The sequence below is a fragment of the Pelomonas caseinilytica genome, from assembly GCF_021353235.1.
GTDB classification, from domain to species: Bacteria; Pseudomonadota; Gammaproteobacteria; order Burkholderiales; family Burkholderiaceae_C; genus Pelomonas; species Pelomonas caseinilytica.
In genome coordinates, this window is record NZ_JAJTWT010000003.1 from 396,568 (window position 1) to 422,343 (window position 25,776).

General features: G+C 70.6%; 21 protein-coding genes. 12 read left to right on the forward strand and 9 right to left on the reverse strand.

Annotated elements, in window-relative coordinates:
* Positions 1 to 89: 89 nt before the first annotated feature.
* Positions 90 to 1,073, forward strand: a complete 984-nt coding sequence (locus LXT12_RS09070) for a serine hydrolase domain-containing protein (RefSeq protein WP_233391297.1) — start codon at positions 90 to 92, stop codon at positions 1,071 to 1,073.
* An 82-nt stretch (positions 1,074 to 1,155) separates the two neighbouring features.
* On the opposite strand, the gene LXT12_RS09075 is transcribed toward LXT12_RS09070, so the two are convergent.
* Positions 1,156 to 1,503 carry a hypothetical protein gene (locus tag LXT12_RS09075; protein WP_233391298.1) on the reverse strand — a complete coding sequence of 116 codons (348 nt, stop codon included), beginning with the start codon at positions 1,501 to 1,503 and terminating at the stop codon, positions 1,156 to 1,158.
* A 193-nt stretch (positions 1,504 to 1,696) separates the two neighbouring features.
* Between LXT12_RS09075 and LXT12_RS09080 the strand changes: the two genes are divergently transcribed.
* Positions 1,697 to 2,314 (forward strand): hypothetical protein, encoded by a 618-nt coding sequence (locus LXT12_RS09080; protein WP_233391300.1) that lies wholly within the window; start codon positions 1,697 to 1,699, stop codon positions 2,312 to 2,314.
* On the opposite strand, the gene LXT12_RS09085 is transcribed toward LXT12_RS09080, so the two are convergent.
* The 3 genes from LXT12_RS09085 to LXT12_RS09095 all read right to left on the reverse strand — a co-directional run bounded on the left by LXT12_RS09085 (position 2,311) and on the right by LXT12_RS09095 (position 5,521).
* Positions 2,311 to 2,907, reverse strand: coding sequence for a hypothetical protein (locus LXT12_RS09085; protein WP_233391302.1), 597 nt, complete (start codon positions 2,905 to 2,907; stop codon positions 2,311 to 2,313). The genes LXT12_RS09080 and LXT12_RS09085 overlap by 4 nt on opposite strands.
* A gap of 108 nt (positions 2,908 to 3,015) precedes the next feature.
* Positions 3,016 to 3,621 carry a response regulator transcription factor gene (locus LXT12_RS09090; protein ID WP_233391304.1) on the reverse strand — a complete coding sequence of 202 codons (606 nt, stop codon included), beginning with the start codon at positions 3,619 to 3,621 and terminating at the stop codon, positions 3,016 to 3,018.
* Entirely contained in the window at positions 3,614 to 5,521 is a 1,908-nt protein-coding gene (locus LXT12_RS09095) for a sensor histidine kinase (RefSeq protein WP_233391306.1), read from the reverse strand. The genes LXT12_RS09090 and LXT12_RS09095 overlap by 8 nt, the downstream gene beginning before the upstream one ends.
* Positions 5,522 to 5,631: 110 nt before the next feature.
* On the opposite strand from LXT12_RS09095, the gene LXT12_RS09100 reads away from it, so the two are divergent.
* From LXT12_RS09100 to LXT12_RS09135, 8 genes are all read left to right on the forward strand, one after another.
* A complete protein-coding gene (locus LXT12_RS09100) occupies positions 5,632 to 6,648 on the forward strand; it encodes a TRAP transporter substrate-binding protein (RefSeq protein WP_233391307.1) in 1,017 nt (338 codons plus the stop codon).
* 126 nt (positions 6,649 to 6,774) lie between these two features.
* Positions 6,775 to 7,395, forward strand: a complete 621-nt coding sequence (locus LXT12_RS09105) for a TRAP transporter small permease (protein WP_233391308.1) — start codon at positions 6,775 to 6,777, stop codon at positions 7,393 to 7,395.
* The gene (locus LXT12_RS09110; protein ID WP_233391309.1) at positions 7,392 to 8,675 is read left to right on the forward strand and encodes a TRAP transporter large permease; all 1,284 of its coding nucleotides are present in this window, start codon (positions 7,392 to 7,394) and stop codon (positions 8,673 to 8,675) included. Before LXT12_RS09105 ends, LXT12_RS09110 begins: the two co-directional genes overlap by 4 nt.
* A 66-nt stretch (positions 8,676 to 8,741) precedes the next feature.
* Entirely contained in the window at positions 8,742 to 9,734 is a 993-nt protein-coding gene (locus tag LXT12_RS09115) for an SRPBCC family protein (RefSeq protein ID WP_233391310.1), read from the forward strand.
* A gap of 27 nt (positions 9,735 to 9,761) precedes the next feature.
* Positions 9,762 to 10,382, forward strand: coding sequence for an ANTAR domain-containing response regulator (locus LXT12_RS09120; RefSeq protein ID WP_233391312.1), 621 nt, complete (start codon positions 9,762 to 9,764; stop codon positions 10,380 to 10,382).
* 331 nt (positions 10,383 to 10,713) lie between these two features.
* Positions 10,714 to 11,961, forward strand: coding sequence for a CmpA/NrtA family ABC transporter substrate-binding protein (locus tag LXT12_RS09125; protein WP_233391313.1), 1,248 nt, complete (start codon positions 10,714 to 10,716; stop codon positions 11,959 to 11,961).
* Between the two features lie 2 nt (positions 11,962 to 11,963).
* The gene (gene ntrB / locus LXT12_RS09130; RefSeq protein WP_233391316.1) at positions 11,964 to 12,872 is read left to right on the forward strand and encodes a nitrate ABC transporter permease; all 909 of its coding nucleotides are present in this window, start codon (positions 11,964 to 11,966) and stop codon (positions 12,870 to 12,872) included.
* 132 nt (positions 12,873 to 13,004) lie between these two features.
* Positions 13,005 to 13,808, forward strand: a complete 804-nt coding sequence (locus LXT12_RS09135) for an ABC transporter ATP-binding protein (protein WP_233391317.1) — start codon at positions 13,005 to 13,007, stop codon at positions 13,806 to 13,808.
* A gap of 170 nt (positions 13,809 to 13,978) precedes the next feature.
* Here the strand turns inward: LXT12_RS09135 and LXT12_RS09140 are convergent, their stop codons facing one another.
* Positions 13,979 to 16,528 (reverse strand): S8 family peptidase, encoded by a 2,550-nt coding sequence (locus tag LXT12_RS09140; RefSeq protein ID WP_233391318.1) that lies wholly within the window; start codon positions 16,526 to 16,528, stop codon positions 13,979 to 13,981.
* 114 nt (positions 16,529 to 16,642) lie between these two features.
* The gene (locus LXT12_RS09145; RefSeq protein WP_233391319.1) at positions 16,643 to 17,254 is read right to left on the reverse strand and encodes a LysE family translocator; all 612 of its coding nucleotides are present in this window, start codon (positions 17,252 to 17,254) and stop codon (positions 16,643 to 16,645) included.
* A gap of 84 nt (positions 17,255 to 17,338) precedes the next feature.
* Between LXT12_RS09145 and LXT12_RS09150 the strand changes: the two genes are divergently transcribed.
* A complete protein-coding gene (locus LXT12_RS09150) occupies positions 17,339 to 17,782 on the forward strand; it encodes an Lrp/AsnC family transcriptional regulator (protein ID WP_233391320.1) in 444 nt (147 codons plus the stop codon).
* 45 nt (positions 17,783 to 17,827) lie between these two features.
* On the opposite strand, the gene LXT12_RS09155 is transcribed toward LXT12_RS09150, so the two are convergent.
* The gene (locus tag LXT12_RS09155; protein WP_233391321.1) at positions 17,828 to 18,955 is read right to left on the reverse strand and encodes an ABC transporter substrate-binding protein; all 1,128 of its coding nucleotides are present in this window, start codon (positions 18,953 to 18,955) and stop codon (positions 17,828 to 17,830) included.
* A 94-nt stretch (positions 18,956 to 19,049) separates the two neighbouring features.
* Positions 19,050 to 21,413: a sensor domain-containing diguanylate cyclase gene (locus tag LXT12_RS09160; RefSeq protein WP_233391322.1), complete on the reverse strand. Its 2,364-nt coding sequence runs from the start codon at positions 21,411 to 21,413 to the stop codon at positions 19,050 to 19,052.
* 158 nt (positions 21,414 to 21,571) lie between these two features.
* Here LXT12_RS09160 and LXT12_RS09165 point away from each other — a divergent pair, with 158 nt between their 5' ends.
* Positions 21,572 to 22,117, forward strand: a complete 546-nt coding sequence (locus LXT12_RS09165) for a DinB family protein (RefSeq protein ID WP_233391323.1) — start codon at positions 21,572 to 21,574, stop codon at positions 22,115 to 22,117.
* 12 nt (positions 22,118 to 22,129) lie between these two features.
* Here the strand turns inward: LXT12_RS09165 and LXT12_RS09170 are convergent, their stop codons facing one another.
* Complete coding sequence (locus LXT12_RS09170) at positions 22,130 to 25,672, reverse strand: indolepyruvate ferredoxin oxidoreductase family protein (protein WP_233391324.1); 3,543 nt, start codon at positions 25,670 to 25,672, stop codon at positions 22,130 to 22,132.
* Between the last annotated feature and the right edge of the window lie 104 nt (positions 25,673 to 25,776).

A 25,776-nucleotide genomic window follows, 5' to 3' on the forward strand; every position in this document is an offset into this window, starting at 1 on the left:
CAGGCCGTGCAAGCCATGCAACGCCGCCGGCAACCTTTGTGCCGGCCCGCGCGGGCAGCATGGCCGGCACCTTCACTCCGGAGCCCCGCATGCGCCGCCCGACCCTTGCCCTGCTGACCGCCTTGCCGCTGCTGGCCCAGGCCGACCCCTCGCCGCTGCAGCGCGCCACCGCCGCGCGGCTGACGGCCGAGAAGTCGGCCGCCTGCGTGGCCGCCCAACCCTTCTACTGGGAGATCGGCAATGCCACCCAGCCGCTGGCCGGCGGCAAGGCCGGCGAAGGCGGGCCCGAGCGCCGCACCGAGATGGCCATCGCGTCCGCATCCAAGTGGCTGTACGGGGCCTTCGTCGCCGAGCGCCGGCAGGGCCAGCTGACGGCCGAGGACGTGAAGTTCCTGCACTTCCAGTCGGGCTACACCTACTACCACGTCTGCCGGCGCGACCAGTCCGTCGCCGCCTGCCAGGACAGCCTCATCAACGGCCGCGGCCGCAAGAACCCCGCCACGGAGAACCGCTTCGACTACAACGGCGGCCACATGCAGCAGCACGCCGTGCTGATGGGCCTGGGCTCGCTCGGCCCCGACGGCCTGGCATTGGCGGTCAAGCAGGCGCTGGCGCCGGCCCTGGGCGACGACTGGCGGCTGAGCTACAGCCAGGCCATGCCGGCCGGCGGCGGCGTGACGAGCGCCGCGGAGTACAGCCGCTTCCTGCGCGGGCTGCTGGACGGCCGGCTGCAGCTGGGCCGGCTGCTGGGCTCGCAGGCCGTCTGCACGAATCCGCAGGTCTGCCCCAACGAGGCGGTGAAGACGCCCATCCCCGGCAACGAGAGCTGGCACTACAGCCTGGGCCACTGGGTCGAGGACGACCCGCAGGTGGGCGACGGTGCCTTCAGCAGCCCCGGCGCCTTCGGCTTCTACCCGTGGATCAGCGCGGACCGGCGGCTGTACGGCATCGTCGCGCGCGAGCAGCGCAACGGCGTGCTCGGCGGCGACGGGCAGGAGAAGCCGGCCGTCGCGTCGGTGGACTGCGGGCGCGAGATCCGCGCGGCCTGGATGGACGGCGAGCCGCGCCGCTGAACGCGGCGGCCGGCGCTCGCCGAACCCTTGGGCGCCGTCGCTGCCTGCGCGGCGGCCCGCTCGATCACGCGGTCAGCGGAGGTCACCGCACGCGGTCGGTCTCGAAGGCGATGCGGTCGACGCTGCCGTCCACGTTGCGGATCAGGCGCAGGCGGCGCATGCCGTCAGGGCTGATCAACAGCTCGGTGTTCTGGGCGCGCCACTGCTCGGCGGGGGACTCGTCCACGCTGACGGCCAGGCGGCGCGAGCCCACGCTGACCTTGACGGAGCGGCCGTCGTCGAGCAGGTATTCGCCCTGGGCCTCCCTCATCAGGGACCGGTCGTGGTTGGGCACGGTGGGCTCGAGCGCGATCGCCGGGGTCACCAGCGTCATCGAAGCCAGCAATGCGGCCAGCAGCGTGAGCGGGCGCATGGTGTTGAAGGTATTCATCGTGGGTACTCCTTGGGTTCCCCGAGGCCAGTCGCCTCGGCAGCATCCCTAGTGCAAACCCCATGCCAGCTTCCAACGCTGTCATCGAGCGGCATCCTGCCCCAGGAGCGGGCCGTAACCGCGCGTACCGCGCGCCGCTTTTGGGCCGCATGCCTCGTCGTGGCGCCTGACGACCCTGGCGACAATGGCGGCCATGGACTGGATGGTCGATGCCCTGCTGGGCGCCGCGCTGGGCGTGGCGCTGTGGCTGCGGCCCTGGCGGATGCTGCCGCCCGAGGGGCCGCCCTGGCCCTGGCTGGCCTGGTGCGCGATGCTGCCGCTGCTGTGGAGCGCCGACCGACTGGCGCATTCGGCCCTGGTGCAGCCGCTGCCCGGCGCCTGCCTGCTGGTGCTGATGGCCGGCTGGCCGCTGGCCGTGCTGGGCATGGCCGCGGCGGCCATCGGGGCGGCGGCGCTGGGGCTGCTCGGCTGGGACGAGGCCGCGCAGCGCGCGCTGTGGCTGGGCCTGGCGCCGGCCACGCTGACGGTGGGCTTCGGCGCCGCGGCGCGACGCTGGCTGCCGGGCCACCTGATGGTCTACATCCTGGTTCGGGGCTTCTTCGCCACGCTGGCCGCGGACAGCCTCGCCGGTGCCCTGGCGCTGGCCGTCAACGGCGGGCCGGTGGGGTTGGGCAGCGACGCGCTGTTGCTGGGTCGCTGGCTGACGGCCTGGGGCGACGCCATCATCACGGGCATGCTCACGGCGGTGTTCGTCGCCTTCCGGCCCGGCTGGCTGGCGACCTACTCGGACCGCCTGTATCTGCCCCGTTAGGACCGGCGGCGGCACGTGGCCAGGCCGGCGCAGAGCAGCGCGCCCAGGGCCAGGGGCGCCGAGGCCGGCTCGGGCAGGTCGTTGACGACGAGGTTGTCCAGCGCGACGTAGCCGAAGCCGCGCCCGCCGCTGATGCTGACGCTCAGCACCTCCTCGCCGACGACGACGGTGGTGAAGCTGCGGCCCAGCACGGCCTGGCGGCTGCCGCTGCCGCCGCCGGCGAGCACGTAGGACACGGTGACCGGCGAGCCGACCTCGGCGTCCGGGACGTACCAGCTCTGGCCGAGGTCGAGCCGGTCGAGGTAGAAGGCCGTGCCGCCCACCGCCGTGATGCCCAGGGGATCGACGCTGTAAAGCAGGTAGGGCGTGCCGTTGAAGGCGCCCGGCAGCGGGTTGCCGCCAAGGTCTTCCGGCACCCGGTCCTCCACGCCCATGCATTGCTGGCAGGGGGCCGAGAACGCGAAGCCCTCGGTCTCGATGGTCACGGCCGAGTAGTCGTAGCGCGGCTGGTAGCTGTCGAAGGTCACGACGGCGGCCGAGGCCGGCCCGAGGGCGGCGGCCAGCAGCAGCGCGGCAAGGGCAAAGGGGCGCATGGTGTCTCCCGGGTGGTTGTTCTTGTACGCAGCTGCATGCTGCCAGTGCGGTGCGAGGACAACCGCCCACCCACCCCATGTTTGCGGGGCTGCGATTCGTGGGGGGCTTCAGCGGCCGGCGATCAGCGTCGCCACCTCGGCGGCCGAGCGCACGCCGAGCTTGGCGAAGACGCGGGCGCGGTGGACCTCGACCGTGCGCACCGAGACGTGCAGTTCGTCGGCGATGACCTTGTTGAGCTTGCCTGCGGCCACGCGGGTCATGACCTCGTGCTCGCGCTCCGTGAGGCTGGCCAGCCGGGCCGCGCGCTCGGCGGCCTGGGCGCCCTCGGCCTGCATGGCCGCGTCCACCGCCATGGCCTGCTCGATGCGGTCGGCCAGGGCGTTGTCGCTGTAGGGCTTCTCGAGGAAGTCGAAGGCGCCCTTCTTCAGTGCTTCCACGACCATGGGGATGTCGCCATGCCCGGTGAGGAAGAGCACCGGGTTCTTCAGCTGCCGGGCCAGCAGCTCGTCGTGCAGCCGCGTGCCGGTCATGGGCTCCATGCGCACGTCGAGCAGGAAGACGCCGCGCGGCGGCGGCTCGGCGTCGAGGGCCGCGAGCAGGGCCGGGCCGCCGTCGAAGGCGCGCACGGCCAGGCCGCGCGAGCGCAGCAGGAAGGCGAGGGCGTCGCGCACGCCGGTGTCGTCGTCGACGAGGTGTACGGTGCCATCAGGCATGGGTGGCCTCCTCCCGGCTGAGGGGCAGGCTGAAGGAGAACAGCGCGCCGCCGCCCGGCGCCTCGCTGGCATCGAGCACGCCCTGGTGGGCCTCGACGATGGAGCGGCAGATGGCCAGGCCCATGCCCATGCCGTCGGCCTTGGTGGAATAGAAGGGCGCGCACAGCTGCTCGACGCGGCGCCCGCCGAGGCCGGGGCCGTTGTCCTGCGCGTCGATGCGGACGAAGTCGCCGACGACCCGGCTGCTGACGGCGATGCGGCGCGTGCCGTCGCGGGCCTGCAGGGCGTCGGCCGCGTTGCGCACGAGGTTGATGACGACCTGCTCGATGAGCACGGCGTCGGCCAGCACCGACGGCACGCCGGGCGCGAGCGAGAGCTCCAGCGCCACGCCGCGGCGCTGGCAGTCGCGGCGCAGCAGGTCCAGGGCGGCGCTGATGACCTCGTTGAGGTCGCAGGGCTCGTGGCGGGGTTCGCGGCGCGTCAGGAACTCGCGGATGCGCGCGACGATGCGGCCCGCGTGCGCGGCCTGCTGGCCCAGCCGCTGCAGGGCGCCGCAGACGAGTTCGTCCTGCACGCCGAGCTTGGCCAGGGAGTTGGTGATGCCGGCGCCGTAGCTGGCGATGGCGGTCAACGGCTGGTTGAGTTCGTGGGCCAGCGTCGAGGCCACCTCGCCGAGCATGGTCAGCCGTGCGTTGTGGGCCAGGGTCTCGACCTGGCGGCGCTCGCGCTCTTCCAGCCGCCGGCGCTCTGTGATGTCGATGATGCTGCCCATCCAGCCGATCTGGCGCCCGCCGGCATCCACGAGGGGCGACTCGAACACCATCACGTCGAGCATGCGGCCGGAGCTGTGCCGCCAGCGCGCCTCGTAGCCTTCTCGGGGCGCCTGGCCGGCGAGGTTGCGACGGTTGCGCTCGGCCACCTCGGCCAGGGCGTCGGGCGGCCAGTAGGGCATGGGCGGCAGCAGGCCGACGAGCTGCTCGGCGGGCAGGCCGACCATGTCGCAGAAGGTGCGGTTGACGTAGAGCAGCCGACCGTCGAAGTCGCGCGCACGCAGTGCGACGAGGGCCGAGTCCTCCATCGCGCGGCGCCAGGCGGCCTCGGTGCGCCCAGCCACCTCGGCCCGCTGTACCTGGCGCATCTGCCGGCGGATCAGCCAGCTCGCCACCGCGATGAGCGGCAGGAAGCCGGCCACCAGCACCCAGGTCAGCGGCCGGGTGCCGTTGGTGGCCGGGTCGCGCAGCGTCAGCTCGACGGCGGCGTCCGTCAGCGTCGCCTGGGCCAGCGGGCTGGCGCGCAACGGGCCCGTCAGCGACACGCGGTAGCTGGGCCGCGGCCCCTGGGCGGCGCGCAGCGGCGACTCGGTGGTGGAGGCGATGACCTGGTCGGCGCTGTCCACGAGCTGCACGTCGTACTTGCGCGCCAGCCACCAGGGCACGCCGCGCTTGAGCATCAGGGCCGGCGCATAGCGCACGACGAGGACGCCGTCCGGCGCGACGCGCGCCGTCAGGTGCAGGGACAGGCCGTCGTCGGAGTGGGCCGACTCGGCGTCCTCCGGCACCTCGGCCAGCACGCGGTTGCGGGCGTCCAGCCAGGTGACGGACTGCCACAGCCGCCGCAGGCCGGCGTTGACCTCGGGGTGGGCGGCCAGCGTGGCGATGCTGGGCGCCTGGCCGGCCAGGCCGTCGGCCAGCTGGCGCAGGTGGGCCTGCTCCTCGTCGATGCGGTCGCGCAGCTGGGCCTCGGTGCTGAGGGCGTCGGAGATGAGGGTCTGGCGCTGCTGGTCCTGCTCGTCGGCCTCGTTGGCACGCACCCAGGCCAGCACACCCAGCACGAAAACCAGGGATAACCCCAGGGGCGCCAGCCAGAGGCTTCTCAGGATCAGCTCGCGCAGCTTCGTCATGCCGGCAGTCTAAGAAGACCCGGGGCTGCGCGAAATGTGGAACTCCACAACTACCCCCGCACGGGGCGGGTCGGAAGAATGCGGCCATTCCAATCATTCGGAGACAAACCATGGCCCTGCGCCGTCTCGTCCTCGCATCCGCCGCCGCCGTGGCCACCCTGGCCGCCCTGCCTTTCGCCGCTCAGGCGCAAGCGCCCATCGTCATCAAGTTCAGCCACGTCGTGGCGCCCGACACGCCCAAGGGCAAGGGCGCCCAGCGTTTCAAGGAGCTGGCCGAGCAGCGCACCAACGGCCGCGTCAAGGTTGAGGTCTACCCGAACAGCCAGCTCTACAAGGACAAGGAAGAGATGGAGGCCCTGCAGCTGGGCTCCGTCCAGATGCTGGCCCCGTCCCTGGCCAAGTTCGGCCCGCTGGGCGTCAAGGAATTCGAGGTCTTCGACCTGCCCTACCTGTTCAAGGACACCGACGCCTTCCGCGCCGTGACCGACGGGCAGCTCGGCCAGGATCTGTTCAAGAAGCTGGAACCCAAGGGCATCAAGGGCCTGGCCTACTGGGACAACGGCTTCCACATCATGAGCGCCAACAAGCCGCTGCACAACGTGGCGGACTTCAAGGGCATGAAGATGCGCATCCAGTCCAGCAAGGTGCTGGACGCCCAGATGCGCGCACTCGGCGCCATCCCGCAGGTCATGGCCTTCTCGGAGCTCTACCAGGCACTGCAGACCGGCGTGGTGGACGGCACCGAAGGCGTGCCGAGCAACTTCTACACGCAGAAGATCTTCGAGGTGCAGAAGCACATGACGCTGTCCAACCACGGCCACCTGGCCTACGCGGTCATCGTCAACAAGAAGTTCTGGGACGGCCTGCCGGCGGACATCCGCACCCAGCTGGAAGGCGCCATCAAGGACGCGACGGTCTACGCCAACGCCATCGCCAGCACCGAGAACGGCCGTGCGCTGGAAGGCATCAAGGCCAGTGGCCGCGTGACCATCCACACGCCGACTGCCGCCGAAACCAACGAGTGGAAGAAGGCCCTGATGCCCGTCCACAAGGAAATGGAAGGCCGCGTCGGCAAGGCCACCATCGAGGCCGCCTACAAGGCCGCCGGCTTCGTCGCCCCGAAGTAAAGACCACCCGGTACGCGCTTCGCGCGCCCCCTGGAGGGGCACTGCCAGCGGCCTGGCGGAGCCAGTTCCGCGGCAGTCGCTTGATCACTCCCCGCCGGCTGGCGCCGGCGCGGGTCGGAGGAACCCATGTTCAACAAAATGCTGAACCATCTGGAGGAGTGGCTGATCTCCTTCCTGATGGCCGCGGCGACGCTGGTGATCTTCGTCGCCGTCGTGCATCGCTATCTGGCCGGCGTGCCCTACATCCAGGACATCGCCCTCAAGGTCCACATGAGCTGGGCGCAGGAGCTGTGCATCATCCTCTTCGTGTGGATGTGCAAGTTCGGCGCGGCCTACGGGGTGCGCACGGGCATCCACGTCGGGGTGGACGTCGTCATCAACCGCATGACGGACAAGAACCGCGCCCGCTTCGTCATCTTCGGCCTGCTGGCCGGCGCCTTCTTCACCGGCACCATCGCCGTGATGGGCGGCACCTTCGTGTGGGACAACGGCGCGCACTACGCCTTCCTGCAGCTGATCGGGCAGACGCGCGACGACGTCTTCGAAGGCCCGACCACGCCCGACCTGGAGTGGCCGACATGGATGGTCTACTCCGCCATCCCGCTTGGCTCGGCCCTGATGTGCTACCGATTCCTCCAGGTGTGCGTCTCTTTCTGGAAGACGGGCGAACTGCCCAAGCATGACGAGTCCCACGTCGAGGGCATCGAAGAACAAGCCCCGCTGCAGGTCGAGGAGGCCAAGCCATGAACGCCCTCATCATCTTCAGCCTGCTGCTGGCCCTCATGCTGACCGGCATGCCGATCAGCATCTCGCTGGGCCTCACCGTCATGGCCTTCATCGTCACGATGACCCAGGTGCCCATCGAATCGGTCGCCCTCAAGCTGTTCACCGGCATCGAGAAGTGGGAGATCATGGCCGTGCCCTTCTTCATCCTGGCCGGCAACTTCCTCACGCACGGCGGCGTGGCGCGGCGGATGATCAACTTCGCCACCAGCATGGTGGGCCACTTCCACGGCGGCCTGGCGCTGGCGTCCATCCTGGCCTGCTCGATGTTCGCCCTGGTGTGCGGCTCCTCGGTCGCGACCGTGGTCGCCATCGGCTCCATCGTGCTGCCGGCCATGGTGGCCCACGGCTATCCGATGCGCTTCGGCGCGGGCGTCATCATCACCGCCGGCTCGCTCGGCATCCTGATGCTGCCGTCGATCCCGAAGGTCATCTACGCCATCTCGACCAACACCTCCATCGGCGCCCTGTTCGTCGCCGGCCTGCTGCCCGGCATCCTGCTGGCGCTGATGCTGGCGGCGGTCACCTGGTGGATCGCCCGCAAGAACAACTACCCGCGCCTGGCCCGCGCCGGCTGGGGCGCGCGCTTCCAGGCCTTCCGCAAGAGCTTCTGGGGCCTGCTGCTCGTCGTCATCATCGTCGGCGGCATCTGGTCGGGCGCCTTCACGGCGACCGAGGCGGCGGCCATGGCGGCGGTGTACTCCTTCTTCGTGGCCATCTTCGTCTACAAGGACCTGAAGCTGTCGGACGTGCCCAAGGTGCTGAAGGACTCGGCCAACATGTCCGCGATGCTGCTCTACATCATCACGAACGCGGTGCTGTTCTCCTTCGTGCTGACCAACGAGAACCTGCCCCACCAGCTGGCCGACTGGCTGCTGTCGATGAACCTGGGCCAGCACGGCTTCCTGTTCGTCGTCAACCTCGTGCTGCTGGGCGCCGGCAACTTCATGGACCCCTCGTCCATCATCCTGATCATGGCGCCCATCTTCTTCCCGGCCGCCATGCAGCTGGGCGTGAACCCGGTGCACTTCGGCATCCTGATCGACGTGAACATGGAAGTGGGCCTGTGCCATCCGCCGGTGGGCCTGAACCTCTACGTGGCCTCGGGCATCTCCAAGCTCGGCATCACCGAGCTCACCAAGGCCGTCATGCCCTGGCTGCTGACGATGATCGTCTTCCTCATCATCGTCACCTACTGGCCGTGGCTGACGCTGGTGCTGCCGCAGATGATGCATATGCTCTGAGGCCCGCGCCTCTGCAGCCAAGCCCGGCCCCGGCCGGGCTTTCTTCCATCCGCACCGCCCGATGCCATGAGTTCGCTGTTCTTCCTGCTGGCCTTCATGCTCGTGGCCCTCTTCGTCTACCTGGGCCGCTACAGCGGCCGGGTCGCGGCCGAGGCCGAGCGCTTCATCGCCGCGCCGCCCGAGGCGGTACGGGCCGAGGTGGCCGACCTGGCGCGCTGGCAGGCCTGGAACCCCTGGCTGGAACATGCCCGTGACCCCCGTGCGGCCACCGCCGATGGCGACCAGCTCGCCTGGGACGTGCCGCAGGTCGGCCGCGCACGGGTCACGGCGCTGAAGCCGCCGGCGCCCGGGGCCCTGCGCCAGCGCATGGCCTTCGCGCTGCCCTTCGCCTTCAAGGGCCGCTCAGACTGGCGGTTCGAGCCGGTCCCCGGCGGCACGCGGGTGAGCTGGCGCTTCAAGGGGCGCGTGGCCTTCACGCTGCGCGCCTTCGCGGCCACGGTGCAGGGCGCCACGGCCCTGGACCTGCGCTTCGGCCTGGACCGCCTGGCCGCCGTCCTGGAGGCCACGCCGCCAGCCTACCGCCTCGACTACGCGGGCGTGCAGGCCCTGCCGGCCGGCCTGTGCGTCCAGCAGCCCCTGCGCGCCGGCCTGGATGCCCTGGCCACCGAGCTGCCTGCCCAGATCGCCGGCATGCGCGAGCGGCTGCGGGCCGCCGGCCTGGCGGCCGATGGCCCGGCCGTCGTCCACTACCTCAGGACGCAGCTCAAGCGGCGCACGGTGGACGGACGGGTCGGCGTCGAGCTGCCCGCCGGCGCGCCGGCGCCAGCCCTGCCCGAGGGCTTCGCCGTCCATGAGCAGCCCGCCCAGTCCGCCTACCTGCTGCGTTTCGACGGCCCGCCCGAGGCCCTGGAGCTGGCCTGGTACCAGGCCATGCAGCGGTTGCGCGTGGAGCAGCGCGAGCCCCACCCGCAGCGCCCGCCCTTCGCCCGCTACCTGGCCGACCCCGCGCCCGGGCGAGCCGGCCCGGTCGAGCTGCTGCTGCCCCTCAAGCCGGCCTGAGGCACGGGACTTGCACTGGCCTGGGGCATGAACACGTCCCAGCCGCTCTCCCTTCCCGGCCTGCGCGTGCTGCTGGCCGACGCCGGCCAGCGCCGCAGCCCCGTCATCCGCCTGGAGCTGATCCGCCTGCGCTGCCAGCTGGTCGACGTCATCGACCTCGTCGCGCAGCCGGATGCCCTCGGCCCCGCGCTGGATCGCCTGGCGCCCGAGCTGCTGCTGATCGACTGCGACCAGCCTGCCCCCGGGATGCTGGCCCAGCTCGGCGAGGCCCTGGAGCGCCAGCCCAGGCCCGTGCTTCTCGTGGCCGAACAGATGGCGCCGCAGCAGATGCGCGCGGCCCTGCAGTCCGGCGTCAGCACCCTGCAGCTGGCCGGCCTGCCACCCCAGCGCCTGGGCGCCCTGCTGCAGCTGGCCCTGGCCCGTTTCGAGCATGACCAGACCCTGCAGCGCGAGCTGCGCCAGGCCCAGACCCAGCTCGCCGAGCGCAAGCTCGTGGAGCGGGCCCGCGGCATCCTGATGCGCGAGCAGGGCCTGGACGAGGAGGCCGCCTTCCAGCGCCTGCGCCAGCTCGCCATGGACGGTGGCCAGACGCTCGCGGCGGTGGCGGCCCGCCTGATCGACGCCGACCAGCTGCTGCGTCCGCGCTGAACGCCGAACTGGGGCGCCCTGCACAGGAGACGCCCACGATGCCCGCGATCGAGCGCACCGGCGCGGCGCAAACCGCCCGGGCGAGCGGCAGCGCTGCGCCAAGCGCGTGCGAAGCCGGTTCGCCAGGCGCAGGAAAAAGCTGGCACGCAACCTGCTCAAACGGGATGAGGCCTGCAATGGCGCAGGCCTCTCGGGCCGGCCGGCTGATGAATCGGCCGGCACTTCGGGACAACGGCGTCCGACCTCTCCTTTTGCGTCCCGCTTCCAAAGCGAAGCGCGGGCGGAGCGTGGCTGCGAAGCCGTTGCGCCCTGCACGACACAGGAGCCCGTGATGACTGCCAGCGACAACTCGAACGTCAAGCCCCACCCGCAGCGCCGCAGCCTGCTCGCCGCAGCCGCCGCGCTGCCCTTCTCGGCCCTCGCCGGCGGCGCCTGGGCCCAGGGCTCGGACAAGCCCGAGAAGGAAGAAGTGCGCATCGGCTTCATCCCGCTGACCGATTGCGCCTCGGTCGTGATGGCCTCGGTGCTGGGCTTCGACAAGAAGTACGGCGTGCGCATCGTGCCCAGCAAGGAAGCCTCCTGGGCCGGCGTGCGCGACAAGCTCGTCAACGGCGAGCTGGACATGTCCCACGTGCTCTACGGCCTGGTCTACGGCGTGCACCTCGGCATCGGCGGCCCCAAGAAGGACATGGCCGTGCTGATGGCCCTGAACAACAACGGCCAGGCCATCACCCTGTCCAAGGCCCTGGCCGACAAGGGCGCGGTGGACGGCCCCTCGCTGGCCAAGGTCATGGCCGCCAACCCGCGCGAATACACCTTCGCCGGCACCTTCCCAACCGGCACCCACGCGATGTGGATGCACTACTGGCTGGCGGCCGCGGGCATCAACCCGCTGTCGGGCGCCAAGCTCATCACCGTGCCGCCGCCGCAGATGGTGGCCAACATGCGGGTGGGCAACATGGACGGCTTCTGCGTCGGCGAGCCCTGGAACCACCGCGCCATCATGGACGGCATCGGCATCACCGCGAACACCACGCAGGACATCTGGAAGGACCATCCCGAGAAGGTGCTCGGCACGACGGCCGAGTTCGTCAAGAAGTACCCCAACACCACACGCGCCGTGATGATGGCCGTGCTGGAGGCCAGCCGCTGGATCGACGCCAGCCTGTCCAACAAGCTCAAGATGGCCGAGACGGTGGCGCAGAAGTCCTACATCAACACCGGCGTCGACGCCATCAACCAGCGCATCCTCGGCCGCTACCAGAACGGCCTGGGCAAGACCTGGGACGACCCCAACCACATGAAGTTCTTCAACGACGGGGCCGTGAACTACCCCTACCTGTCCGACGGCATGTGGTTCCTCACCCAGCACAAGCGCTGGGGTCTGCTCAAGAGCCACCCCGACTACCTGGCCGTCGCCAAACAGGTCAACCAGACGGCGCTCTACAAGCAGGTGGCCGGCGCCATGGGCATCAGCGTCCCCAAGAGCGACCTGCGCACCAGCAAGCTCATCGATGGCGTCGTCTGGGACGGCAAGGACCCGGCCAAGTACGCCGACAGCTTCAAGATCAAGGCCTAACCATGGTGTCCGCCGTCTTCCATTCGCCCCGCGACACCGTCGCGACCCCTGCTGCACCGCTCAGCGTCAGCCATCCCCCGGCCCCGGCCGACACGCCGGCCGCCCCCCGGCCCGCGGCCAGGCGGGCTCCCCGCATCTTCGACGGCCGCGCCATCGCGCTGCGGGTGCTGCCGCCCGTGCTGAGCCTGGCCCTCCTGGTCGGCCTGTGGGCCCTGGCCACGCAGAAGGGCGGCAGCTTTCCCACGCCGGCCCAGACCTGGGACGCCGCCGTCCAGCTGTTCTCCGATCCCTTCTACCGCAACGGTCCCAATGACCAGGGCATAGGCTGGAACATCCTGAACTCGCTGTCGCGCGTGGGCATGGGCTTCGGCCTGGCGGCGCTGGTGGGCATCCCCCTGGGCTTCATCGTCGGACGCTTCGAGTTCGCCAGCCGCATGGTGTCGCCGCTGATCGCCCTGCTCAAGCCGGTGTCGCCGCTGGCCTGGCTGCCCATCGGGCTGCTGGTGTTCAAGAGCGCCAACCCCGCGGCCATCTGGACCATCTTCATCTGCTCCATCTGGCCCATGGTCGTGAACACGGCAGTCGGCGTGCAGCGCGTGCCGGAGGACTACCTCAACGTCGCCCGCGTGCTCAAGCTCAGCGAGTGGCGCGTCATCACGCGCATCCTGCTGCCGGCCGTGCTGCCCTACGTGCTGACCGGCGTGCGCCTGAGCGTCGGCACCGCCTGGCTCGTCATCGTCGCGGCCGAGATGCTGACCGGCGGCGTGGGCATCGGCTTCTGGGTCTGGGACGAGTGGAACAACCTCAACGTCGCCCACATCCTCATCGCCATCTTCGTCATCGGCACGGTCGGGCTGCTGCTCGAGTGGGCGCTGATGACCCTGGCCCGCCACTTCACCTTCGAGGATTAGCCCACCCCCTGCCGGCTTTGCCGGCCCCCTCAAGGGGGCGACGCCAGCAGCCTGGCAAAGCCAGTTCTGCGGCGTCCGCTGGGGAAGGCACCACGTCGCCTTCGCCTTGACATCGATTCATCAGGAGTTGTCATGACCACACGTCCTTTCATTCAAGTGCAGGACGCCGAGATGGTGTTCAACACCCGCAAGGGGCGCTTCCATGCGCTGCAGGGCATCAACCTCGACATCCGGCGCGGCGAGTTCATCTCGCTGATCGGCCACTCGGGTTGCGGCAAGTCCACGCTGCTCAACCTGATCGCCGGCCTGTTGCGGCCTACCGAGGGTGCGCTGATCTGCGACGGCCGCGAGATCGCCGCGCCCGGCCCCGAGCGGGCGGTCGTCTTCCAGAACCACTCGCTGCTGCCGTGGCTGACCTGCATGGAGAACGTGCTGCTGGCCGTGGAGTCGGTCTTCGGCGGCAAGGAGCCCGGCGTGCGACTGCACCTGCGTGCCCGCGCTGCGCTCGAACTCGTGGGCATGAGCCATGCGCTGCAGAAGCGGCCACACGAGATCTCGGGCGGCATGAAGCAGCGCGTGGGCATCGCCCGGGCCCTGGCCATGGAGCCCAAGGTGCTGTTGATGGACGAACCCTTCGGTGCGCTGGACGCGCTGACGCGGGCGCGGCTGCAGGACGAACTGCTGAAGATCGTCGCGCGCACGCAGAGCACGGTGGTGATGGTGACGCACGACGTGGACGAGGCGGTGCTGCTGTCGGACCGCATCGTCATGATGACCAACGGCCCGGCGGCGACCATCGGCGAGATCCTGGACGTCGGCATCCCGCGGCCGCGGGTGCGCGTGGAGTTGTCCGAGGATGCGCGCTATCTGGCGGCGAGGAAGGAGGTCATCGACTTCCTCTACACGCGGCATGCGCATGTGGAGCAGGCGGCGTGAGGTTTGTTGGCTAGCGTTTGCTGGGCGCCGTTTTGGTGTTTGGTCGCTTTTGCCTGGAGCCTTTGCAACTCTCTGCACCGCCGCGGGGCGGATTCCCGCGGCGGTGCAACGAGTCGAAAGGCTTTCAGCAAAAGCACCCCGACCAACACACCGCACCGAGTCGCAGAGGCTCAATGCCAAGCACCCCGACCCGCGACCTGCGACCGTGACGACCCCTTCCGTCGCCCACCCACGCACCACGCCGCCACCGCCAGCGCCACGAGCCACCACCCCGACATCGCGCCTCCACCTCCGCCGCCCGATCCGCCGCCGGAGCCCCCCGCCGCAGTCGCCGCTGCCGTGACCGTGAAGGTCTGCGTCTGGCTCGCCTGCGCGCCCGCGCTGTCGGTCAGCGTGAGCTGCACGGTGAAGCTGCCGGCCGAACTGGTCGTCACCGTCGCCGTCGCACCCGTCGTCGGACCGCTGAAGGCGGCGATGCCGCTGCCGCTGACCAGGCTCCACTGGTAGCCCGTCAGCGTGCGCCCCGCCGGGGCGCTCGAGCCCGTGCTGTTCAACGCCACGTCGTTGCCGGCGGCGATGGTCGTGGTGGCGGCGCCGATGCTCACCGTCGGGCCCAGGGCGGTCACCGTGACCGTGGCGTTCGTGCTGCTGGCCTGGCCCAGGCTGTCGGTCACCGTCAGCGTGACGACGAAGCTGCCGCTGCCGCTGCCCAGTGTGGCCACGGTCGCCGTGGCTGCGTTGGTGGCGCTGGTGAAACTGGCCAGGCCGCTGGGGCTGCCTGCCGCCGGGGCGACGCTCCATTGGTAGCTGGCGATGCCCAGGCCGCTGGCCGCCTTGGAGCCGCTGCCGTCGAAACTCACCGGCGTGCCCGCCGCGACGGCCGTGGCCGAGGCGACGATGGCGGCGGTCGGCGCGGCAGGCGCCGTGACGGTGATGGCCTGGGACTGGGTCGCCTGCTGGCCGGCACTGTCGGTCACCGTCAGCTGCACGGTGACGCTGCCCACGCCGCTCGTCTTCAGCACGGCCGTAGCCGCATTCGTCGAGCCGGTGAAGCCGGCGATGGCCGTGCCGCTCGTGATCGTCCATTGCCAGCCGGTGATGGTGCGCGTGCCGGGCGCGGTGGAGCCGCTGCCGTCCAGCGTCACGCTGCTGCCGGCGGCTACCGCCGTGGCGCTGGCCGCGATGCTGGCCGTCGGCGTCGCGGCATTGGTGGCGGCGCTCACGGCGGCGCCCACGTCCAGCATGCCGGCGCCGCAGGTGGAGGTCGTGCAGTAGCACTCGTCCTGCACGCTGGTGGTGGGCGCATGGCAGACGGGCAGGCTGCTGCCCGCGGGCTGGGTCGGGAAGGCCCGCGCCGTCGTCTGCAGCAGCGACTTGATCTGGGCCGGCTTGAGCGACGGGTTGACCGACAGCATCAGGGCCGCCGCCCCCGCCACCATGGGCGTGGCGAAGCTCGTGCCCACCGAGTAGTTGCTGCTGTTGCTGTAGGTGTAGCCGGTGCTGCTGGCGGTGGTGGTGCCGCTGTTGGTCGCGGTGAGGATGGGGTAGAGGCAGCTGCCCGTCGTGTTGACGCAGTTGCCGCCGGGCGCGGCGATGGCGACCTCCGGGCCGATGCTGGAGAAGCCGACCTTGGTGCCGGTGTGCCTCAGCCCGGCCACGGCGATGACGCCGGCGCAGTTGGCGGGCACGCCCACGGCCAGGCCCTCCTCGTTGCCGGCCGCGACGACGATGGTCACGCCCGCGGCGACCAGCTGGTTGATGGCGTCCTGGTAGGCCGCGCCGCAGCTGCCACTGCCGCCGAGGGACAGGTTGATGACCTTGGCCGGATTGGGGTTGGCCGTGGGTACGCTGCTCAGCCCGGCGGCCCAGAGCATGCCGGCGATGATGTCCGAGTCCGTGCCGCCGCATTTGCCCAGCACCCGAACGGGCAGGATCTTCACGTCGTAGCCGACCGAGGCCATGCCCACGCCGTTGTTGGTCTGGGCGCCGATGATGCTGGCCGTCTGCGTGCCGTGCCAGCTGCTGTTGGTGGCGGCCTGGCCGCTGCCGCACTGGCTGGCCGTCGTCCAGTCGCCCGGGTCCGTGGCGTCGGCGTCGCGGCCACCGCCGTCGCCTGCCGTCGTCGTCGAGCTGACGAAGTCGTAGCCGGCCAGCAGCTTGGCGGTGAGGTCGGGGTGGTTGAAGAGCACGCCGGTGTCAACGTCGGCGACGACGAGGCTGCTCGAGCCTGTCGTCACCGACCAGGCGCCCACGGCGTTGATGGCCGACACCAGGGTCGCGTCGGCCGCGCGCAGATACCACTGGCCCGCCGCCAGGGCGGCGCTCGAACTGGCCGGCAGCAATGGGTCGTTGGGCAGGGCCAGGGCGTGGCGGCGCTCGTCGGGCATGGCGTATTCGACGTCGGTATCGCGGGCGAGCCGGGCGGCCAGGGCGGCGGAGGTCAGCGTCCTGTCGCCCCAGACCACCTGGCTGCGCGCGTCGATCATGCGGCCGTCGCGCAGGCCCAGGCCGTGGCGGGCGGCGAGTTCCGCAGCCTGCTGGGGCCCGCGGTCGCCGCGCTCGCGGGCGGCGCGCATCAGCGGCCCGAGGGCCTTGAACTTGACGATGACGCGGGCGCCGTCGGTCGTGTCGTCGGCCTTGGCCGGCCCGGCGGGCAGCAGGCTGGCCAGGGCCAGCACGAAGGCGAGCCCTAAGGCGCGGGTGAAGGCAGGGGCGTGCATGCGAAGGCGGGCGCAGGTGAGGACCGTCGCATCCTCGCGCCGGGCCGTGTCTGCCGTGCTGCCGGTTTGTGTCGGCGCCGACACAAACCGCCTTGGGACTGGCTCGCGGCCGGCTCAGCTCTGCAGCACCGGCAGCACCGACACCACCATCAGCGCCGCCGCGGCCCAGTTGAAGGCGCGCAGCGCGCGCGGCCGGTGCAGCCAGCGGCGCATCTGCTCGCCCAGCAGCGCCCAGGAGCCGCAGCAGGGCAGGTTGACGGCCACGAAGACGGCGGTCAGCGCCGGGGTGCCGAGGTCGCTGTAGGCCGTCACGGCCGTCAGGGCCATGGCCCAGGCCTTGGGGTTGACGACCTGGAAGAGAGCGGCGGCGCCGAAGCCCATCGGCCGACCCTGGCCGGCGACCAGGCCATGGGCCGAGGGCGGCGCCGCGGTGGCGATCTTGAAGGCCAGGTAGAGCAGGTAGGCGAGGCTGGCCCATTTGAGGCCATCGTGCAGGGCCGGCCAACGCTGGAACACCTCTCCCAACCCCAGGCCCACAGCCGCCAGCATGACGGCGAAGCCGAAGGAGATGCCCGCCAGATGGGGCAGGCTGCGCCGCCAGCCGAAATGGGTGCCCGAGGCCAGCAGCATCAGGTTGTTGGGGCCGGGGGTGATCGAGGTGACGAAGGCGAAGCTCGTGAGGGCGGCGAGGGTGCTCGGAGCGCTGAGGGCGGTGGCAGTGTCCATGGAACGCAACTCTAGGGAGGTTGCGCTCGAATAGGCTTGCATGCTGCGGTGCGATGCCGCTCAGTCGTGCAATCATCTGCGGCCATGGACGCCATCGACGAGAAGATCTTGCGCGAGCTGGTGAAGGACGGCCGCGTCACCAATGCCGAGCTGGCCCAGCGCATCGCGTTGAGCCCCTCGGCCTGCCTGCGCCGCGTGCAGGAGCTGGAGCGGCTGGGCGTGATCAAGGGCTATCGCGCGGTGCTGGACCCGGGGCGGCTGGGCCTGGGCTTCGTCGCCTACGTGGCCATCGGCCTGTCGCGCCACACCCTGGCCGAGCAGCAGGGCTTCGAGCAGGCCATGGCGGACTGCCCGGTCGTGCGCGAATGCCACAACGTGACGGGGGCGTTCGAGTACCTGCTGCGCGTGGAGGTGGCCGACCTGGCCGCCTACAAGCGCTTCCATGCCGACGTGCTGGGCGGGCTGCCGCAGGTCAGCATGATCACGAGCTACATCGTCATGGACTCGCCCAAGGACGAGAGGGGCTGAGGGGCCGGGTTCGTCAGCCGACGCGGCGCAGCAGGGAGTGCGTCATCAACGCCTGACCTTGCCGTCGGCGGTCAGCATCGACAGTTCGACGAAGGACGAGCCCACGTGCTTGTTGGGCCCGAAGCGCAGCTGGTAGCCGCGCGACTCGTAGCCGGACAGGGATTCGAGCGCCGAGATCAGGCCTTCGCGCGTGGGCTTGCCGCCCAGGCGGCGCAGGCCGTCGACGATGACGCGGGCCGCGGTGTAGCCCTCGATGCTGGTGTAGTTGGGCTCCGCCTTGGGATCGAGGCGGTGCAGGGCCTGCTGGTAGTCGTTGACGAGGCCGACCGCCGTGCCGAAGGGCGAGGGCATGACCTGCGAGATGACCACGCCGGCCGCGTCCTTGCCGAGTTCGTCGGCCAGGGCCTGGGTGCCCACGAAGGAGACGTTATAGAACTGGCCGCCGAAGCCGGCCTTGCGGGCCTCGCGGATGAAGGCAGCGCAGCTCTTGTAGGCGCTGATCTGCACGATGACCTCGGGCTGGGCGGGCACGATGGTCTTGACCGCGGCGGCCACGTCGACGCTGTTGCGCTCGACCGTCGCCACGGCCACGGTCTGCAGGCCGCGCTTTTCCAGCGCGCGCTGCACGCCCTTGAGGCCGGCCTGCCCGTAGGCATCGTTCTGGTGGAAGACGGCGATCTTCTTCAGGTCGAGCTGGGTCAGCTGCTTGACGATGAGTTCGGTCTCGTCGAAATAGGAAGCCCGGATATGGAAGACCAGGCGGTTGAAGGGGTCGCGCAGGGCCTCGGCGCCGGTGAAGGGAGCGATGAAGGGCAGCTTGGCGGCCGTGGCCAGCGGCAACGCGGCCAGCGAGGTCGGCGTGCCGACGTAGCCGAACAGGGCCAGCACGTCCTCCTGGATGAATCTCTCGGTGTTGGCCTTGCAGCGGGCCGGGTCGTAGCCGTCGTCCAGCGTCTTGAGCACGATGGGCAGGCCACCTACGCCGCCGGCCGAGTTGACGGCGTCGAAGTAGGCCTTGGCGCCGAGCTGCATCTGCAGGCCGAGCTGGGCGGCGGGGCCGGTCAGCGGCACGGACTGGCCGAGCACGATGGCGCGGCGTTCCTGGGCACGGGCGATGGCGCCGGGCAGCGCAAGGCTGGCCAGGGCGAAATGGACGTGTCGACGGGTCAGCATGGGGGGCGATGATGCCGCAAGCCGGCGGGGCGTCGGGTGACCGCCTGGCGTTCAGATTGCACGGAGCGTGAATACGCCCCGTCTGATACGTCCGTTAACGGGTGGAAGCGCGGGCGCGGCCGGCCCGCTTGTTGGCGAACATCGCCTCGTCGGCGCGGCGCATCAGTGCCTCGGGCGTGCGGCCGTCGGTGGGGTAGTGGGCCAGGCCGAGGCTGGCGCCGACGGCCACGAGTTCGCCCGAGTTCAGCGTGACGGGCTGGCTCAGCGCATCGAGCAGGCGGCTGAGCACCGGCTCCACGTCGGCCGGCGCCTGCGCGGGCGTGAGCAGCACCACGAACTCGTCGCCGCCCAGGCGCGCCACCGTGTCGCTGGCGCGTAGGCTGGCCAGCAGCCGCGCTGCCACGGCCTTGAGCACCACGTCGCCCGCGTCGTGGCCGTGGGTGTCGTTGATCTGCTTGAAGCCGTTCAGGTCGAGGTAGGCCAGGGCGAAGACATGGCCGTTGCGCTCGGCGGCACGGATGGCCTGCCGCAGGCGGTCCGCCAGCAGCACCCGGTTGGGCACACCGGTCAGCGCGTCGTGCAGGGCGGCCCTTTCCATGCGGGCCTCGTGGGCCTTGCTCTGTGTGATGTCCACCAGCATCCACAGGGTGGAGCCATCGCTGCCCGGCAATTCCACGCCGGCCAGGTCGACCCAGATCAGCGCCCCGTCCTTGCGGCGCATCTGCTGCTGGGTGCGGAAGCGCCCGCCGGCCCGCAACTGCGGATAGGCGAGGGCGCCCAGGGCATGGAAGGCAGTGTCGTCGGCGTAGAGCTGACGGGCCGCGGCGCCGGCGAGCTCGCCTTCGGCATAGCCGAACATGCGCTCCAGGGCGCGGTTATGCCAGATGGACCGGCGGTCGCGCAGCTTGACGATGCCCACCAGGTCGCTCTCCAGCATGGCCTCCTGGTCGAGCGTCAGCTGGTGCAGCTGCTGGCGGATGCGATGGGTCTCGCTGATGTCGAACATCACCGAGCGGCTGCGCAGGTACTCGCCGCCGGGCCCGTAGACGGCGGTGGCCGACAGGCTGACGCGCCGCGCCTGGCCCTGGCGGCCGGTCAGGTCGAACTCCAGGCCGGAGATCCGCCCCTCGGCCTTGAAGCGTGGAAAGGCGGCGTCGAACTGGGCGCGGCCGGCCTCGTCGAAGAAGTCGCGTGGGCTCATCCGGCCGACCAGCTCTTCGGCCGTGCTGCCCAGCCACTTCAGCCCCAGCGCGTTGATCTGCAGGAAGCGGCCGTCGGCGTCGAGGGCGTAGTAGGCGCAGGGGGCGTTGTCGTAGAGGTCCTGCAGGCTCTGCCGCGCCTCGTCGGCCACCCGCGCCAGCCGCGCGAGATCGGCCGTCATGTCCTGCGCCAACTGCTCGGCCCGGGCCCGCCCGACGGCCAGCAGATAGACCGTCACGGCGAACATGAGGCTGAGCAGGGCCCCGCCCAGCTCCAGACCGACGCCCGACAGGCCGAGCAGCCCCATGGCGGCCTCGCGGGTCAGTGCCGCTTCCAGCAGGAATTCGCGGCCGGCGACGGTGAAGCGCAGGCTCTGGGCCGTGGGCTCCTCGGTGATCGAGGCGTCCGCGGCCTCGGCCGGCGGCAATGGCCGCCCGTTGCGGGTGGCCAGCAGCGGTGCGAACTGGCCGTCGAGGGTGCGGGCGGAGAGGTTGAGGTCGAGCAGCGACGCGGCCTGGTCGGTGGCGCCCTGCAGCAGCTCGCTGGCCACCAACGGGGCGTACAGCAGGCCCAGCAGCGCGGCGCGGCGCTCGGCCGGCGTGCCGGGGTCGCGCCCCTGCTTGTACACCGGCACCAGCAGCAGGAAGCCCGGGCCCTGCTGCCGGTCCTGCACCAGGGGCGTGGGGCTGGACAGCGTCGCCTCGCCGCTGTCCACGGCCTGCTCGATGGCCTGGCGGCGCACCGGGTTGGCGCCGGAGTCGAGTCCCCAGGCCGCGGCGTTGCGCGCCAGCGGTTCGATCTCCGAGACGATGTAGTGCGTGGACTCCTGCCCCAGGCCGTGCACGTCGAAGTCCGGTGCGCCGTCGCGGCGGCGGGCGGCCACGAAGGCCGCGAGGTCGGCCTGCTCGACGCGCTCGATGAAGCCGAAGCCCCGCGCGCCGGGGAACTCCCTCGGCAGGTCGCGCGACTCCACGTAGGCGCGGAAGGCCGAGCGCGTGACGCGACCTCCCATGGCCGCCAGCGTGCCGCGTGCGCCCTTGAGGCCGTAGACCGGCATGGTCAGCCGCTTGACGAGGTCGTCCTGCAGCCGCTCCACCTGGCGCTCCTGCAAGGCCTGGGCCTCGGCGCGGGCGCGCTGCTGCTTCCAGATGACGGCGCCGCCGGTGAGTGCCAGGCCGATGGACAGCACGATGGCCGCGGCCACCCAGGCCGTGGTGCCGATCATCTCCGGGCCGGTGTAGCCGTCTCCGATGCGCAAGCTGTCTCTCGCGGTCTTCGCAGCAAGTCTGCCGGGGAATTGAAGCATGTCCTGCCGCCGACGTCAGCCCCGTGGTGTCAGAGCGTTAGGGGTCCGTTAAGGGGCGCTAGGCGTTTGCCCGCTGGCGCCGCTCCAGGCCCTGCGCCGAGGATGCCGGCATGAACCTTTTCCTCATCCAGGCCCGGGCCAATCGCCTGGCCAACCGCCGCCTGCTCGGCGCCGTGGCGCAGCTGTCCGAGGCCGACTTCCATGCCCAGCGCACCAGTTTCTTCCCCAGCCTCGCGCTGACGCTCAACCACATCCTCAACGTCGATCACTACTACCTCGCCGCCCTGCACGGTGACGCGGCCATGCGCAGCATCTGGGCGAGTTACGAGCCCGCGAGGACGGCGGCGGAGCTGGCCACGCGGCAGGACGAGAGCGACGCCCGGCTGGTCGCCTTCTGCGAGAGCCTGCAGCCGGGCGACGAGGCGCGCATCGTGGCCTTCGACCGCGGCGCGGGCATCGAGCAGGGGCCGCGCGAACCCGTGGGCCGCGTGCTGGCCCACCTCTTCATGCACCAGATCCACCACCGCGGCCAGGCCCATGCCATGCTCGCCGGCACGACGGTCAAGCCGCCGCAGCTGGACGACTTCATCCTGCTGGGCGACAAGGTCCACCGCGAGGCCGACATGGCGGCGCTGGGCTGGCAGGAGCCAGTCTGAGGATGGCGCCGCTCAAAGCTCCGCCACGCCCTTGACGCGAACGGGCATCGCCACGGGCTGAGGGGCGGCTTGCGCCGCGCGGCCGTGGAAGCGGTCCAGCAGAGCCTGCCATTGCTTCCTCACCGCCGCGACGTTGGCCTGCTTGACGTGGCCGTAGCCGCGGATCTTCTCGGGCAGGCGGGCCAGCTCGACGGCGGTGTTGAGGTTGTCGGGCGTCAGCGAGGCGAGGATGTCGTCGATCAGCCGCTCGTAGTCGATGACCAGCTGGCGCTCCATGCGGCGCTCCTCCGTCCGGCCGAAGACGTCCAGCGCCGTGCCGCGCAGGCGCCTGAACTTCGCCAGCCACTTGAAGGCGGAGAAGGTCCACGAGCCCAGCTCGATCTTCTTCACCCGGCCGTCAGGCCTGGGCCTGGCGAGCAGGGGGGGCGCGAGGTGGAAGGACAGGCGCTTCCAGTCCTCGAACTGGTCCTTCAGTGCCGCCATGAAGCGGCCGTCGGTGTAGAGGCGGGCGACCTCGTACTCGTCCTTGATGGCCAGCAGCTTGGCGTGGTATCGGGCGACGGCCTGGGTCAGGCGCTGGCCCTTGCCCAGGGGCGACTCGGCCGCGCGAACGCGCTCGACCAGCGTGCGGTAGCGCTGGGCGTAGGCGGCGTCCTGGTAGTCGGTCAGGAACTTCACGCGGCGCTCGATCAGGCCGTCAGGGCCGTCGAGCTGGTCGAAGTTGAAGAACTTCACCACGTTGACCTCGCCGGCCAGGCGCTCGATGGCGTCCGGCGCGGCGATGGCCAGCCGGCCGAGGGCGAAGGCGGTCTTGTTGGCCTCGACGGCGACGCCGTTGAGTTCGATGGCTCGCATCAGCGCGGCCTCGCTGACGGGAACGAGCCCGCGCTGCCAGCAGGCGCCCAGCATGACGATGTTGCTGGGCAGGGTGTCGCCCATGAGGCGCTGCGAGATGTCCTGGGCGTCGATGGTGTCCAGCGAGCCCTGCTCGCCGACGGCGAAGCGCATCTTGGCCAGCAGCGACTCGCCCTGCAGCGAGGCGTCGGGGTTGCGCACGAAGCCGGCCGTGGGCAGCTCGTGGGTGTTCGCGAGGATGACGGTGCGGCCCGCTTTGACGGTGCCCAGGGCGTCGGGCGAGGCGCCGACGACCATGTCGCAGGCCAGCAGCACGTCGGCCTGCTGGGTGTCGATGCGCACCTGGTTGAGCAGGTCCAGCGTGGGCGCCACGCGCACGAAGCTCAGCACGGCGCCGCCCTTCTGCGCGAAGCCCATGAAGTCCAGCACCGAGGCCTGCTTGCCTTCGAGGTGGGCCGCCATGGTGACCAGGGCGCCGACGGTGACCACGCCCGTGCCGCCGACGCCGGTGACCAGCAGGTCGAACGGCCCCGTCCAGTGCCAGGGCGCAGGAGCTGGGATGGCGGCGAGCTCTCGCGCCAGATCCTGCGGCGAGTAGGCGGCGCCGGCCTTCTTCCTCAGCACCGGGTCGTGCACGGAGACGAAGCTCGGGCAGAAACCATCCACGCAGGAGAAGTCCTTGTTGCAGCTGCTCTGCTCGATGGCGCGCTTGCGGCCCCAGTCGGTCTCGACGGGCACGACGGAGAGGCAGTTGCTGGCGACGCCGCAGTCGCCGCAGCCTTCGCACACGGCCTCGTTGATGAAGATGCGGCGCGGCGGGTCGGGGAACTCCTTCTTCTTGCGGCGGCGGCGCTTCTCGGCGGCGCAGGTCTGGTCGTAGATCAGCACCGTCACGCCTTCGATCTCGCGCAGCTCGCGCTGCACGGCGTCCATCTCGCTGCGGTCGTGGAAGGTGGTGCCGGCCGGGAAGAGGCCGTGGTGGCCGTCGTACTTGTCGATCTCGTCGGACACGACGACGAGGCGCTTCACGCCCTCGGCCTCCACCTGGCGGGCGATCTGGGGCACGCTGGTGGTGCCGTCCACCGGCTGGCCGCCGGTCATGGCGACCGCGTCGTTATAGAGGATTTTGTAGGTGATGTTGGCCTTGGCCGCGATGGCCTGGCGGATGGCGAGGTAGCCGGAGTGGTAGTAGGTGCCGTCGCCGAGGTTCTGGAAGACGTGCTTCTCCTTGGTGAAGCGGCTGTGCGCGGCCCAGTCCACGCCCTCGGCGCCCATCTGGATGAGGCCGGAGGTGCCGCGCTCCATCCAGCTGGCCATGAAGTGGCAGCCGATACCGGCGAGTGCCCGCGAGCCCTCGGGCAGCTTCGTCGAGGTGTTGTGCGGGCAGCCGGAGCAGAAATAGGGTTGGCGGCGCACCGCGTCGGCGGCGTTGGACAGCAGTTGCGGCGTCAGGAAGTCGACCACCAGGTGGCGGCGGTCCAGCGCCGGGTTCAGGCGTGCCAGCCAGTCGGCCACCGTGCCCATGATGCGGCTGGGGCGCAGTTCACCCAGGGCGCTCAGCACGGGGGCGCCGTGCTCGTCGGTCTTGCCGACGACGCGCGGGCGCTGGAAATCCGGCAGGTGGTAAAGCAGTTCCTTGATCTGCCGCTCCACGACCGGCCCCTTCTCTTCGATGACGAGCACGTCGGTGAGGTTGCTGCAGAACTCGACGATGCGGGTCGGCTCGAGCGGGAAGACCAGGCCGACCTTGTAGACCCGCACGCCGGCGGCGGCGAGGGCGTTGGGGTCGAGGTCCAGGCGCCGCAGCACCTCCATGAAGTCGTAGTGCGCCTTGCCCACGGTCACGATGCCCAGCGTGGCGGCCGGGCTCGTGACGATGTGCTTGTCGATGCTGTTGACCTTCGCGAAGGCGCGCACCGCGTCGAGCTTGTGCGCCAGGCGCGACTCCAGCTCCAGCGAGGGCAGGTCGACGGCGCGGATGTGCAGGTCGGTCGGCGCGGCGTGGTCGACGGAATGGCCGAAGTCCAGCGGCACGGCGTCGAGGTCGACGGTCATGCCGCTTTCCACCACCTCGGAGATGGCCTTGAAGCCGACCCAGGCGCCCGAGAAGCGGCTCAGCGCCCAGCCGTAGAGGCCGAACTCCAGGTATTCGGCGACGTTGGCCGGATGGACCAGGGGCATGCTCCAGGCCTGCAGGGCCTGGTCGCTCTGGTGCGGAGTGCTGCTGGAGACGCAGCCGTGGTCGTCACCGCAGACGACGAGCACGCCGCCCCGGGCGCTGCTGCCGTAGACGTTGCCGTGCTTGAGGGCGTCGCCCGAGCGGTCCACCCCCGGGCCCTTGCCGTACCACATGGCGAAGACGCCATCGACGGTGCGCTGCGGGTCCAGTGCCACGCGCTGGACGCCCAGGCAGGCGGTGGCGGCGAGATCCTCGTTGATGGCGGGCAGGAATTCGACGTGGGCGGCGTCGAGGAACTTCTTCGCCTTCCAGAGTTGCTGGTCGACCATGCCCAGTGGCGAGCCGCGGTAGCCGGAGACGAATCCGGCCGTGTTCAACCCGGCGCGCTCGTCCAGCTTCTTCTGCGCGAGCAGCAGTCGCACCAGGGCCTGGGTACCGGTCAGGAAGACCGCGCCGCTGTCGGCCGCGAGGTTGTCGCTGAGCTGGTAGGGGCGCAGGGCGGGCGAGGCGGTGTCCGGCATGGTGTCTCCTGGGGTCGGAAATTCTTCCGCCGGTGGCCCGGAAGAACTTGTCTGAATCTGGATCAACAAGATGGTGGATGAGATGATTCATCTCGAAAAGGACG

Excerpts from the sequence above, each read along its gene's own strand:
- LXT12_RS09070 (WP_233391297.1), top strand. The coding sequence starts at position 90 with ATGCGCCGCCCGACCCTTGCCCTGCTGACCGCCTTGCCGCTGCTGGCC.
- LXT12_RS09075 (WP_233391298.1), bottom strand. The coding sequence starts at position 1,503 with ATGAATACCTTCAACACCATGCGCCCGCTCACGCTGCTGGCCGCATTG.
- LXT12_RS09080 (WP_233391300.1), top strand. The coding sequence starts at position 1,697 with ATGGACTGGATGGTCGATGCCCTGCTGGGCGCCGCGCTGGGCGTGGCG.
- LXT12_RS09085 (WP_233391302.1), bottom strand. The coding sequence starts at position 2,907 with ATGCGCCCCTTTGCCCTTGCCGCGCTGCTGCTGGCCGCCGCCCTCGGG.
- LXT12_RS09090 (WP_233391304.1), bottom strand. The coding sequence starts at position 3,621 with ATGCCTGATGGCACCGTACACCTCGTCGACGACGACACCGGCGTGCGC.
- LXT12_RS09095 (WP_233391306.1), bottom strand. The coding sequence starts at position 5,521 with ATGACGAAGCTGCGCGAGCTGATCCTGAGAAGCCTCTGGCTGGCGCCC.
- LXT12_RS09100 (WP_233391307.1), top strand. The coding sequence starts at position 5,632 with ATGGCCCTGCGCCGTCTCGTCCTCGCATCCGCCGCCGCCGTGGCCACC.
- LXT12_RS09105 (WP_233391308.1), top strand. The coding sequence starts at position 6,775 with ATGTTCAACAAAATGCTGAACCATCTGGAGGAGTGGCTGATCTCCTTC.
- LXT12_RS09110 (WP_233391309.1), top strand. The coding sequence starts at position 7,392 with ATGAACGCCCTCATCATCTTCAGCCTGCTGCTGGCCCTCATGCTGACC.
- LXT12_RS09115 (WP_233391310.1), top strand. The coding sequence starts at position 8,742 with ATGAGTTCGCTGTTCTTCCTGCTGGCCTTCATGCTCGTGGCCCTCTTC.
- LXT12_RS09120 (WP_233391312.1), top strand. The coding sequence starts at position 9,762 with ATGAACACGTCCCAGCCGCTCTCCCTTCCCGGCCTGCGCGTGCTGCTG.
- LXT12_RS09125 (WP_233391313.1), top strand. The coding sequence starts at position 10,714 with ATGACTGCCAGCGACAACTCGAACGTCAAGCCCCACCCGCAGCGCCGC.
- ntrB (WP_233391316.1), top strand. The coding sequence starts at position 11,964 with ATGGTGTCCGCCGTCTTCCATTCGCCCCGCGACACCGTCGCGACCCCT.
- LXT12_RS09135 (WP_233391317.1), top strand. The coding sequence starts at position 13,005 with ATGACCACACGTCCTTTCATTCAAGTGCAGGACGCCGAGATGGTGTTC.
- LXT12_RS09140 (WP_233391318.1), bottom strand. The coding sequence starts at position 16,528 with ATGCACGCCCCTGCCTTCACCCGCGCCTTAGGGCTCGCCTTCGTGCTG.
- LXT12_RS09145 (WP_233391319.1), bottom strand. The coding sequence starts at position 17,254 with ATGGACACTGCCACCGCCCTCAGCGCTCCGAGCACCCTCGCCGCCCTC.
- LXT12_RS09150 (WP_233391320.1), top strand. The coding sequence starts at position 17,339 with ATGGACGCCATCGACGAGAAGATCTTGCGCGAGCTGGTGAAGGACGGC.
- LXT12_RS09155 (WP_233391321.1), bottom strand. The coding sequence starts at position 18,955 with ATGCTGACCCGTCGACACGTCCATTTCGCCCTGGCCAGCCTTGCGCTG.
- LXT12_RS09165 (WP_233391323.1), top strand. The coding sequence starts at position 21,572 with ATGAACCTTTTCCTCATCCAGGCCCGGGCCAATCGCCTGGCCAACCGC.
- LXT12_RS09170 (WP_233391324.1), bottom strand. The coding sequence starts at position 25,672 with ATGCCGGACACCGCCTCGCCCGCCCTGCGCCCCTACCAGCTCAGCGAC.